This window comes from Listeria weihenstephanensis, from assembly GCF_003534205.1.
Taxonomy (GTDB): domain Bacteria; phylum Bacillota; class Bacilli; order Lactobacillales; family Listeriaceae; genus Listeria_A; species Listeria_A weihenstephanensis.
On record NZ_CP011102.1, the window covers coordinates 51,683 to 64,614 of the forward strand.

At 44.6% G+C, this 12,932-nt stretch carries 6 protein-coding genes; 4 read left to right on the forward strand and 2 right to left on the reverse strand.

What is annotated here, in order from left to right; all coding sequences use genetic code 11:
- Window positions 1-7: 7 nt before the first annotated feature.
- The gene (locus UE46_RS00260) at window positions 8-1,369 is read right to left on the reverse strand and encodes a PTS sugar transporter subunit IIC (RefSeq protein ID WP_036060535.1); all 1,362 of its coding nucleotides are present in this window, start codon (window positions 1,367-1,369) and stop codon (window positions 8-10) included.
- A 260-nt stretch (window positions 1,370-1,629) separates the two neighbouring features.
- Window positions 1,630-3,075 carry a glycoside hydrolase family 1 protein gene (locus UE46_RS00265; protein ID WP_036060537.1) on the reverse strand — a complete coding sequence of 482 codons (1,446 nt, stop codon included), beginning with the start codon at window positions 3,073-3,075 and terminating at the stop codon, window positions 1,630-1,632.
- Window positions 3,076-3,950: 875 nt separating this feature from the next.
- Here UE46_RS00265 and UE46_RS00275 point away from each other — a divergent pair.
- The 4 genes from UE46_RS00275 to UE46_RS00290 all read left to right on the forward strand — a co-directional run bounded on the left by UE46_RS00275 (window position 3,951) and on the right by UE46_RS00290 (window position 12,909).
- The gene (locus UE46_RS00275; RefSeq protein ID WP_118907323.1) at window positions 3,951-10,589 is read left to right on the forward strand and encodes a DNRLRE domain-containing protein; all 6,639 of its coding nucleotides are present in this window, start codon (window positions 3,951-3,953) and stop codon (window positions 10,587-10,589) included.
- A 2-nt stretch (window positions 10,590-10,591) separates the two neighbouring features.
- Window positions 10,592-11,461, forward strand: coding sequence for a hypothetical protein (locus UE46_RS00280; protein WP_143812856.1), 870 nt, complete (start codon window positions 10,592-10,594; stop codon window positions 11,459-11,461).
- Between the two features lie 48 nt (window positions 11,462-11,509).
- The gene (locus UE46_RS00285) at window positions 11,510-12,073 is read left to right on the forward strand and encodes a hypothetical protein (RefSeq protein ID WP_036060539.1); all 564 of its coding nucleotides are present in this window, start codon (window positions 11,510-11,512) and stop codon (window positions 12,071-12,073) included.
- Between the two features lie 422 nt (window positions 12,074-12,495).
- On the forward strand, window positions 12,496-12,909 hold the full coding sequence (locus UE46_RS00290; protein WP_036060540.1) for an arsenate reductase ArsC: 414 nt from the start codon (window positions 12,496-12,498) through the stop codon (window positions 12,907-12,909).
- Window positions 12,910-12,932: the final 23 nt, after the last annotated feature.

Genomic DNA, 12,932 nt, shown 5'->3' on the forward strand with positions numbered 1-12,932 from the left:
TCAACTCCTATTTTTCTGTAGCTGCTGCAGATTCCGTCGCGTTTGCGTCCATTTGCGCGTCACTTGCTGCTACTTTATTGGATACGAGAACGAACGGTAGGTAACAGATGGTCGCGACGGCCAAACATAGCAGACCTACGAGTAATGCGAGCCAATTTCCTCCGGTACCAAGGAACGGAATCAGCGGTCCTGGAGTTGTCCAAGGCACTTGATACGCTACTGGCGGGATAATTTTGAAGTGAATGAAGAAATAACCGATTAACGTATTGATCGCTGGTACAAAGATGAACGGAATAACCATGATCGGATTCAGCACGATTGGCAGACCGAAGATAACCGGTTCATTGATGTTGAAAAGCCCTGGCGCGATCGATAGTTTGGCGATATCACGATGATCCGCACGTTTGGAAGCAAGGAAAATCGCGATCAAAAGACCGAGCGTCATCCCAGAACCACCGTAGTTTGCAAAAGCGTCATTTAGACCTGCCCAAGTTGTTGGGTAAGGCGCGCCCCATGAAGAACCGTGCGCTGCAACGTAGTTTAAGTTTGCCAAGTTAGGCTCTGTGAAAATGGTATCGCGGATTGCAGCGATCGTGTTCGGACCGTGAATCCCGAGAACCCATAGTAAGTTGGAAATAAAGCCAAGTAATAGGACAGAATAAATATTCGTACCCATATCTTTTAGCGGCGATTGAATAACCGTATAAACGAGGTCATGCAAGCCTTCTGGAGCAATTAAAGTGATCAAATAGTTCAAAACGGAGAACAAGATCATCACAAGAATAACTGGAATTAGAACTTTAAAAGAACGAGAAACTGCTGGTGGCACTTGGGCTGGCATTTTGATGGTCAGTCTCGGCGCACGTGCAAGACGGCTGAAAACTTCCCCAGTAATAATACCAACGATAAGCGCTACGAACAGACCTTGCGCTCCTAGGAATTTTGTAGTCATGAAAGCTTGGTTATCGATAACAACATAAGGCGTGTAAATAATGAAGAATGAGCCCACAGCTGTCAAACCACATAGAAGATCATCCTGTTGGAAGAAGATGGCAAGATTCCGTGCTACTAAAAAGGTGATAAGTATGGCCATAATATTGGTGGAACCCTGCAAAACTGGCGCGAAAATAGCCTGCGCATCTGCTAAGTTTGGAAAAATCTTACCTAAGAATAGTATTTTGGCGATAAAGCCATCTGGACTAAGCACCGCGAAGTTGATTAAAAGAATAATCGAACCTGCCATGATTAAAGGGAAAACTAAAATAAATGCATCACGAATGGCAGCAATATGCCGCTGTGAATTCAATTTGTTGGCAATAGGTACTAACGCTCTTTCCATACCATGTTCGAACTTTGTCATTAAACTCATTTGAAAACCTCCCAATTTGAAAAGCTGAAGAAGCCCGTTAGACCCGAAAAAAATTGTTAGGGGGCGCAGTAAAAGTCCTCTTTTGACTTTTGCGAAGGCCACGAAAATTTCGAGGGTCTGGCTTCTGAAGCTGGATCCGAAGGCGCCTCACTCGACGCCCCACATGACACAACCCCTTGTTAACGCTTTCTTTAATTAACTATTAATCAAGTCCACGAAACCCACCATAGATACGTTTCGCAAACTTGACTCTCTAACTTTTACTCTGTAATCAAATTTGCCCCATTTTCTTCAATCGTCTTTTTATACCAGTAGAAACTGTCTTTTTTATAGCGTGCTAACTCTTTTTCATCATTTTCATCGCGGTCGACGTAAACGAAGCCGTAACGTTTTTGATAGCCGTTGAGCCAGCTGAGTAGATCTGTAAACGACCATGTGCAGTAGCCAAGCATTTCCACGCCATCGGTAATTGCTTCTTGAATCGCAATGGAATGGGCGCGAATGTAGTCGATGCGGTACTCATCATGGATTTCGTTGCCTTCTTCTAATGTATCATATTCGCCGAGCCCGTTCTCAGTAATAAGTATTGGCAAACGGTAACGACTTGCGATACGGCGAAGGCCAACGCGAAGACCGGTCGGATCGATATCCCAATCCCAGTTTGTTTTTTCAAGATATGGATTATTCACGTGACGATAAACGCCAGGAAGTCCACTTTCTTGTGTGGAGCCTTTTTCACCAGTAGTGTTCATTTTACCAACACCAACGCCATCTAGCGGATTCGCCGCGTTCGTCATTGTGCGGTAGTAATTGACACCCATGAAATCTGGTTTGCCTTTTTTGAGGAGTTCGGTGTCGCCTGGTTCAACTTCTGGCGCAAAACCGTTCTCTTCAAGCCAATTCCAAACGGCGATCGGATATTCGCCCCAAGTGTAAACGTCCATCCAAAAATGCGCGTTGAATTCTTCGCTATCATCGGCTGCCAGGGCGTTCTCTGGCTTAGCATCGATCGCGTAACTAGGACCGTATGCAAAACTTGGACCGATTTTGCCGTCCATGCCTAGTTCGCGGAATTTTGCGATAGCTGATGCGTTGGAAAGATTGGCGATGTGATTGGCTTGGAACATCCGTTTGTCATCGGTCAGGCCAGGCGGGTGTAGCGCCAATTTGTAGCCGTGTGAGATGAAAACGTTCTGTTCGTTCAGCGTAACCCAGTATTTGACGCGATCGCCGTAGCGCTTGAAGCAAACCTCGGCGTAGTCGGTGAAATCTTGGATAATACGACGCGATTCCCAGCCACCGTACTCGTCTTGAATGGCTTGCGGGATATCCCAATGGTAAAGCGTGATAATCGGCGTAATGTTGTTTGCTACGAGCTCATCAACCAGTGCGTCATAAAACGCGAGACCAGCTTCGTTCACTTCGCCGTGGCCTTTCGGGAAAATACGACTCCACGCAATCGAGAAGCGGTAAGCTTTCAGACCTTGTTCGGCCATCAGCGCAACGTCTTCCTTAAAGCGGTGATAGTGATCGACTGCCACATCGCCATTCGTACCTTTAAAAGTTTTGCCAGGAATGCGGACAAATTCATCCCAGACAGACGGGCCTTTACCCTCTGTGTCCCAAGCACCTTCGACCTGGTAAGCCGCGGACGCCGAGCCCCAAAGAAAATCTTTTGGGAATGGTTTTAACGTTTTGTGTTGCATAATGCACCTCCGAAAAATTATCGAGCTTGATTAGAAAGCGGTGTTGCGGGCTTTCTGTATGATATTAATGTAAACGGTTTCGGGTGAAATGTAAATATGAATTGGGGAATTGGGTTGATGTTTCAGTGAGTTGGAATATGTTTCACTTGTGAAACATGATGTTTTGTTGTGGGTCTTATGAAGCGTCTTGTGCTGAATTAGAGCCTCAATATGCATGAGAGCAAAGCGAGCATGCCATCCATTAGTTGGGATGGAGCGCTAAACTAAGAAGAAACTATATAAAGGGATGCTAAAAAATCGGATTCGCAGCGGTAAATTAAGCGTTCAGGATCAAAAATCAAGCGTTTAGGACTAAAACGGTTTTTCAACTATTTTTTGTGATAAAATTGTTGTGGATTTGAAGGGTGGTCGTTTGTTAAATGGGTTTTGGGCGTGAAATTGGGGCGGGGGATCGTGTTATCTGTCGGGTTTGGCGCCTTCGGATCCAGCTTCAACGGCCAGATCCTCGAAATTTTCGGTGCCTCCGAAAAAGTCAAAAGAGGACTTTTACTGCGCCCCCTAACAAATTTTTTCGGATCTAACGGGCCGTTTCAGCTTTTCAACTTGGGAGACTTTTGCTATTTACAATTCAAACATATGTTCGTATAATGGGTAAGAGGTCGAGAAAGGTGGGGATGCCAATTTGGCACGGTGAGAGCTTGGTATAGCGGGATTGAATAGATTCATAGTTAGAAATGCAAGAAAAAAATAATTTATTAGAAAAAAACGAAAAAAGCATTGTTTTCCAAGGTTAATTATGTTATTTTGTAGTTTGGTGAAAGCGTTCACCAAAAAAGAGATGGTAAGACAAATACAAAAAGCGGAGGAGTTTTTGCATGAAGACGTGGCTGAAAAAAGGGTTATTAGTGTGGTTGGTTTTTGCGTTGGTTGTTTCAACATTGCCAGCATTTGAACCACGCGCGGAGGAAACAAAGGGGGATGTGGCACCAACACCAAAAACAACGGCGGAAGCGAAGCCAGTGGAAGTGGTCGAGGAACGCACGGAGAATGAGCTTGTTTTTGATAATCAGAACGGTTCTTTCACGAAACAGATTTTTACGGAACCGGTGAATGTGAAGGAAGATGGCGAGTGGGAGCGGGTTTCCAATGACTTGGTGACGACGGATGAGGATGTCATTGAGGCGGAACATACAGAGATTCAAGCGCAATTCCTGCCGAAGATGGAAAAAGGAAAATATAGTACTTTTGGAGAGGGAAACGAAGCGATTACGTTTGGTTTTGAATCTGCGGAAGGTGAGAAGGAAAAAACGGCTGTGACGGACGTGGAAGCTAGCGTCGGCGGCAATGAAGCGCGATTTAAAGAGGTGTTACCGAACACGGATTTGCGGAATTTGCATTTTAACACGTCTGTGAAGGAAGACATCGTGGTTAATGAATATAATGGATTCAATATTTATAATTTCCGATTGGACACGAAATTGAAAGTGGAACAATTGGAAGACGGTTCGATCAGCTTTACGAATCGCAAGGGCGCGGTGGTGTTTGAATTGCCGAAGCCGGTGATGTCGGATTCGAAAATCGATGAGAAATCGGGCATCGCGGTGAGTTCGGATGCTGTAGAGTTTAAGTTGGAGGCTTTGACGAGTACGGTTTATTCGCTGCAGATTGTGGCGGATGCGGACTGGTTGAAGGCGGAAGATCGGGAGTACCCGGTGTATATTGATCCGAGTGTGCAGCTGAAGAAGGTGACGGATGCGCATATTGCGAGCGCTTACCCGACGGCGAATTATTCGGGAAGCAAGCTGTGGGACGCGGGTCAAGGCGAGTATACGATGTCGGTTGGTCAGTATGATGGCACGACGGGGATTAATTACGCGTATATTAAGCCGGATGTGTCGTCGCTAGCGAAAGCTTCGATTGAATCGGCGACGTTTAAGGCGTATGCGAAATGGCATTACTATCCATCGACGCCGAACTTGGTGAAATTGGATGAGGTGAAGAGTGCCTGGACGCCAGGTGCGGTGACGTGGAATACGAAACCGACAGCGACGAATATTGCAGAAACGAATGTCGGACGTGGGCAGTGGGCTAGTTTTAACGTGAAAGATACGGTGCAGGCATGGGCGCAGGGCACGCGGGTGAACTACGGTTTCATGATGCACACGACGAACACGCAAGGTTTTTGGAAAAAGTTCACGGCAACGGAAACGGGGAAAAATGTACCGTATTTGGAAGTGACATATACGTATGCAAAACCGGAAAAAGCGGTTGCGAAAACGTATTCGAATGGACCGGGAACTGGCACGGGTTACATGGATTTGACGTGGAATGCGGTGCCGGGTGCAACGGGATACCGACTATTGATTTGGAATGGTTACAATTATGAGCATATCCCAGTTGGGAATGTGACCACTTGGACATCGAAAGGGAAGAAAATATTCCCGACACAGGCGGAAATGGATGAAGGTGACTTTGAGTTCCATACGGATGGAAAAGGTTCGGAGTTTGCGAATGATCCACGAGAGCTCTACGACAATGGCTATCAGGCAGGTAGTACCGCGGATTACCGGAATCGACAGAACTATATCGTACGTGTTTTAGCGACATTCCCGGGTGGGGATAGTCCGACATCAGATGTTACGGATGTGTATATGCCGATTGAGACGCCAGCAGCACCGACAGGTAAGGCTTATGCCAACTTGGCGGGTACGAATACAGGCTATGTACAGGTAAACTGGGCACCTGTTGCGAATGCGGAAGGGTATATCGTGACGATGTTCGACGGGAAAAAGGATGTCGAATTTGATGTTGGAAATAAGACGAGTTGGACGACGCAGAATAAAGGGCTATGGCCGACAAATGCAGAGATTGCAGCTGGCGGTTGGGCATTGCATACGGATGGAAAGGGTGCGGAATTAGCGCAAGATCCGTCACCTGTGTATACCAATTCTGGCGGGACATTAGGTCATTTGAAAACCTACGCTTTCCGAGTGAAGGCCTACACAAAGACTGGCAAACAAGCGATCAGCGCCATTTCTGGAATTTACAAGCCGACGATTCCGCTTGTTGGTTCGCAGCAAGGCATGGTGGATTATTGGACATCGATTCCGGTTATTGGCGGCGAAGTCAATGCGACAAACGGGAATTTCTTGTTCAGCGAGACGGATTTTGAGTTGGAAGGACGTGGGCCGAGCATTAATATTGGCCGAACGTTTAACAGCCAGAATGACCAAGTTGGTTTGTTCGGAAAAGGTTGGACGAGTACACTGGAAACGCGCGTCGTAGAACAAGCGAATGGCGATGTGATGTTGTATGAATCTGATAATAAAACGCAATTGTTTATGAAAACAGGCACGACGTATGAGGCGCCTGCTGGTGTGTATAGCGAACTGACGAAAACGGCGACGGGCTTTTTGATGGTGGAGCAGGATAAATCGGAAGTGGCGTTTAATGCGGCGGGGCAACTTTTGACGGAGAAGGATCCGAATGGGAATGTGTTGACGTATACCTACGCGAGTGGAAAGTTGACGGGGATCACGGATGCGTCTGGTCGGAAGGTGAGCGTGACTTACAACGGTGCGCAGATTTCGAAGATTAGCGGACCGGAGAATCGCGATGTGACGTTTACGTATGATGCGCAGAAACAATTGACGGCATCGACGACACCGCGTGGGAAGGCGTATCGTTATGGCTACACGGATGGCTTGTTGACGGCGATTTATGATCCGAAACATACGGAAGCGACGCCATACCAAACAACGTACGCATACACGGATAAGAAACTGGTGAAGGTGACGGATCCGGTTGGTAAAGCGACGACGCTGAGCTATGCGCCTGAGAAGCGTGAGGCGACGCTGGTGAACGCGAAAGGTAAGAAGACGGTTTATACCTACAATCAGGCGGGAAATCCCGAGAAAGTGGTTGTGGACGCGGATGGTTTGAAGTTGAGCACGACGACGAGCTACGAGGCGAATAACCTGATCAAAGAAGTGAGTCCGAAAGGGCAAGAAGAGACGTATACGTATGACGCGGACGGGAATGTGACGTCGGTGACTGATCCTTATGGGACGGAGAATTATACGTATAATGAGAATAATGACGTGATTTCCGCAACAGACACGGAGAATCGCGAAACAACGACGGCATACAGTGGTGCGGATGCGGTATCCGAGACAATCCAAACGGAAGCCAACATGTCTTCGGTGACGCAATACGATGCTTACGGAAACCCAATCAGCGGAAGTGGCGATTTGTCCGTGGCTGGGAATTTACTACTGAACAGTGGTTTTGAAAGTGGCACCGCGCTCACGAATTGGAAAATGATTCAGAGCAATGCGACAGGTGGCTTGAGTTTTGATAGTGCCGAAAAAGCACCTGGAGCCCTAGGTGGTAGTGGTGCGGTTAAGATTACGAGTGAAGGAAACAATACGGAAAAAGGGTATACTGCCGCGACGCAATATGTGGATGTCGAGCCAGAAACGACGTACACGCTGAGTGCCTACATCAAAACGGCGAATATGACAAATGCCGATGCGATTCTGATTGCTCGTTCGCAAACCGCAGCAAGCAAAGATATCTCGGATGGCGCGGTTTGGAATTCCAATCGAGCGGCTTCCATTCAAGGGAATCGTGGTTGGTTGAAGCGCCAATTAACCTTCACGACAACAAAAGAAACGAATAAGATCTTAGTGTACTTGGATAGTGAACAAACGGTTGGCAGTAAAGGAAAAGGCACGATTTGGTATGACAATGTACAATTGGAAAAAGGCAGCATCGCATCCAGTTACAATCCACTAGTAAACAACAGCGTGGAGAAAAGCACGGAGCAGACAGCGGAAGGTTGGGTACGCGCAGGAAATAGCGCACTGACTGCGATGCGAATCACGGACGAAGAAGGATTCAGCGGCGATAGTTCGGTGCTTCATGAGCGCAAAACGAGCGCAGAAGCCAATGTCTTTTTGAGACAAACGGTGACACTGAACCAAACGACAGCCAAAGCCGTGACGATTACCGGCATGTCGAAATCGGAGAACGCCAAAGCAATTGGTACCAGCAAGTTAAGCGATGACTACGCGCTATGGGCCGATGTAAGGTACACCGATGGCACCAACGAATATGTCCGTGCGAAATTCCCACTAGGCACCAACGATTGGAATCGAAGCGCGGTGGTGGTGAAAGCGAAGAAACCGATTCAAACGGTGATGTTGTCCACGATGTTCCAAAACAGTGCGACAGGAAAAGCATGGTTTGACGACGTACGTATTTTAGACGGCGAAGTGATGACAGAAAACACGTATGACGCAAACGGCAATTACGTTGTGGCTTCATACGATGAAGAAAATCGCAAAACTAGCTTCACATATGATGTGTATGGCAACAAACTCACCGAAATCGACGAAAAAGGCAACACGAAGAAATTAGAGTATAACTTGGATAATCAGTTAATGAAAACAACGTTAGCCAATGGAACAGCCGTTGCCTATAAGTATGACGATAATGGGAACACGACTGAGAAATTCATAACCGCAGACGGCAAAGAACAGCAAAATAGCTATGCATACGATAGCGATAACAAAGTCACCCAATTCACAGACGCCTTAGGCCGCAAAATCAGCTATGAATACGATGCGAATGCGAACCAAACAAAAGTCACAAAACCAAACGGCGACACCATTGAAAGCATCTATGATTCCGCCGACCGTGCCACAGGCGTGAAATGGAACGGCCAAACCGCTTTCAGTTTCCAATTTGACCCGAATGGTAATGAAACGAAAGTGACCGACGCACTATCTGGCATGGTCCGCGATAAAGCCTACGATGACGCCGACCGTATCACGAAACAAACAGAACGCGGCGGCAGTGTTTCCTGGACATATAAAGATAAACCAAGTAAAGACAACAAAGGGAAGACCGACAAAATCAATGAAGTTGTTGTATCACATGGTGCGCACAATTATAAAGCAACGTATGACTATAACGCCTTAGACCAAAATACAAAATTCAACGATGGTTCTCGTAACTATTATCTAGATTACGATGAATTTGGGAACGTGAGTCAGTATATCAATGGAAATGGCGTAGGTACAAACTTCAATTACGACGCGACACAAAAAGTACGCGACATCAACATTGGAAATAAGCTTGGTGATAGTTTATTTGAAGAAAGCTACACGTATGATGCAGCAAGTAACCGAACAACCATCGATAATAAGAAGGTTGGTAAAACAAGTTACGAATACGACGCCATTAACCAACTTACCAAAGAGACACTTCCAGATGGCACAGTTAAAGCTTATACCTATGATGGTTTTGGTAACCGCACAAAAGTAACCGATTCTAGCAAGACAAAAGCCATCGAAGCAAGTTATAATGATGGTAACCAGTTAACCACATGGAATGGCGACAAGCTAACCTACGACACGAATGGCAACCGTCTAAGCGATGGTAAATACACGTACACATGGGACACCGCAGACCAACTAACAGCCATCACGAAAAAAGGCGAGTCAACCCCATTCGCAACCTACAAATACGATGACGATAACCGTCGCATTGAAAAAACAGTCAATGGACAGACAACCAAGTATTACTACGATGGCGATAGTATTGACGTTCTGTATGAAACAGATGGTGCAGGAACGGTGCAACGCCAATATGTCTATTCCGATAGCAACGTTCGAATGGCCATGAAAATTGGCGCGAAAACAGTCTTTTATCACTACAACGCGCATGGTGATGTGGTTGCGTTAACCAATGAGACAGGAGACATAGTAGCGGAATACAGCTATGATGCATGGGGTAATGTATTACAAGCTACGGAAACAACGAACGAAGCGAAACAAAACCCATTTGGTTATGCCGGCTATACGTATGACAAAGAGATAGGTATGTACTACTTGATAGCTCGTTACTACGAACCAGAACAAGGCATCTTTATCAGTGTCGATCCAGACCCAGGTGATGAAGATGATCCGCTGACTATGAATAGCTACAATTATGCCAACAACAACGCAGTGATGCATATTGATCCAGACGGGCATTGGGTATGGCTGGCGATTAATGCGGGATTTGCAGCATATGATGGCTATAAAGCTTATAAGAAGACAAAGAGTTGGAAAAAAGCTGGAATAGCAGCAGCAAAAGGAGCTCTTGGTGGGGGTAAATTTAAACTAGCAAAAAAAGCTCTTAGAGGAGCTAAAAAATTATACCGGTTTGCCAAACCAAAAAATTATACACCAAAAGGCGCGGGAAGAAGAGGCGCTTTCAGAGCCGCTAAAAGGAAATTTGGAATACCTATGTCGCAACATCCAACTAGCGTTAAACCTGCAAAAAACAGGCAGGGTAAAGGAATACCGGGACGAGACTATACATTTGGAAAAGGTAAGAGAAAGAGAGTTATTAGAGACCATTCTGGCGGACATAGGTATAAAGATGATCCTTCGCAAAATAGAGGGCCTCATTTTAACGGTAAGAATGGTCGTCATTATGACTATTTTGGAAGGTTGGCATGGTAATTATGAGTAAAGTATGGACTGAATTTAAGAAAAATGGACTAAATCCAGAGCTGAATTGTGTGGCGATAAATGGTATTGAAATGGAAATTGGTCAACAAAACTATCAGAGGTATTGTATAGAAATACTAAGTGATATCTTACCTGGAAACTCTGATATGAATTACTTCGCTCTGATAGTTGAAGAGATAGAATTCCCCACACGTGTAGATCATTATAAAAAGGTTTGGAGCAAAAATAAAGATGTTATTAACAGTACGGAGTGTAGCTTATCTCAAGAATATGCAGAGGAAATAGATGGGGTAACTTTCTTTTATGGAGTTGTTGAAATTAAGGATAATATATCCAAAAATATAATGAGCATAATTAATGGAATCCCAGATGCTATAGTCTTTGGTGAAATGACAAAATTGGAAAATTTAGATATACCAGCTATATTTCAAGATGAGTTTATAAAAGTGAATAGTGATGATACTTTTACACAACGTGATTATCCAATTTATTTTCAGATGATGGATTCTGGATTTGAAATATGTCTTTATGTTTTTCTTTCTATTCCTTTTTCATCAAATATAGAAGGGAATGTTGAAATAGATACGGAAAGATTGAAAGTTGAACTGAAAGAAATAGAGAATGAAAATTGGACAATCGATGGGAAAAAGGTTTTTATCTTCAGTATTCATGATAATAGGTTTGGAATAGTGGGAGATGGAACTGTAGTGCCAGACTTCTTTTGGATGATAGGTTGCATTGAAGAAGATGGGCTTTGGGTAGATTTGTCCAGTGGGAATCATTGTGTCTATGAACAAACAGATCAAGGAATATTTTTGCTGTTTGATGAAATAAGGAGTTTTGTTGAGGCATGTAAGAGTTAATTAGGTTTTGATAAAAATAGTATCAAATATGTTCAAGGAGGAACAAAAATGTCCACAAAATTCATGTATGAACGTTTACTAAAATGCCAACAGGAGCAGAAACTCGTGGCTATCTACACGGTTCGCGAAGCAGATTATTTCGAGGCGGGGTACATCGAAGCGCTCACTGCAAGCGACGTCATGTTCCGTGCAAGGCGCGCGGATGGCTATGAGGAAGGGTTTGTTGTGCTACCACTGGAAATGGTGTATCGCATCGAAATCGACACGGCTTTTCTGAAAACCGCAGAATTACTGGCGAAACAGCTAGGCCAACCGAGAAGTCCGGCGTTCTTTGACAAAGCACCAAACAAAAAGCATTCGCTATTCGAAATTGCGGTGGATCATGTGTATCAAAATGAGGAAATCGCAGTTATCGAAATCCTAGGAGACGAGGCTCAGGTTGCAGGGATTATCGTTGGGAGTGATTATGAAGGCTTGGAAGTCAGTCTAGTCACCGATGAAGGACGCCCAGATGGCACTTGTTGGATTAAAAAAGAAGACATTATTGCGGTTCGTTTTGGCGGTAGCGTCGAGCAAGATATGATGCAGAAACTTCGGAAGCAAGCGAGGTAAGATGGGAGCGGGCTCTTCTCAGGATTTGGAGGAGAGCTTGTTTTTATAGTGCGCTCAGAATGTGCAAATGCTAAGTGGTGACAGTTCCCTATAGGCTTAGCAATAGTATATGAAGAGAGAGAACCAGCGCTATTTCTAGTATATACAAGGATAATGAATTGCAAGCTACCGAAACAAGTGCATACTTTAAATCAGTCACTACAAAACTTTCTACGAAATAATGACAGTGCGCTTCTTCAAAAAATCGAGTCCAATCGTATCGTTGTAAAAGAAGATTTATTAGGTATACAATAAGGTATAGAGCCACTAATAGGAATTACCAAGGGGTGAATTAAGTTTTAATCTAGTGGAAGACAAAAATAAATATGCTAGGTATATAATTGTTCACCTACTATTTAAAATAATGAAGAGGTGCTGAAATAATGAAAATTGCGTTTATTTGTATTCATAATTCGTGTCGGTCACAGATGGCGGAAGCATGGGGTAATAAATTATTAAGTGATATCAGCGAAATTTACTCTGCGGGTACGGAAGAGTATCCCGAAGTAAAGCCGTTAGCAGTAGCAGTTATGAGTGAAGTTGGGATTGACACATCAGATCAGTATCCAAAACTATTAAAAGATATTCCTCCAAAGCTTGATATTTTGATTACTATGGGATGCGGAGTCGAATGTCCGTATGTGCCAGCCATTTACCGAGAGGATTGGGGTTTAGATGATCCAAGTGGTGGTCCGATTGAAGACTTCCGTATTACGCGTGATTTAATAGAAGAACGAGTAAAGCAACTTAGAGAAAGAATCTTAAATGGGGATCTTAAGAATAAGCTTACAAAGTAAATACTATATTTAGCAAAAAAGTC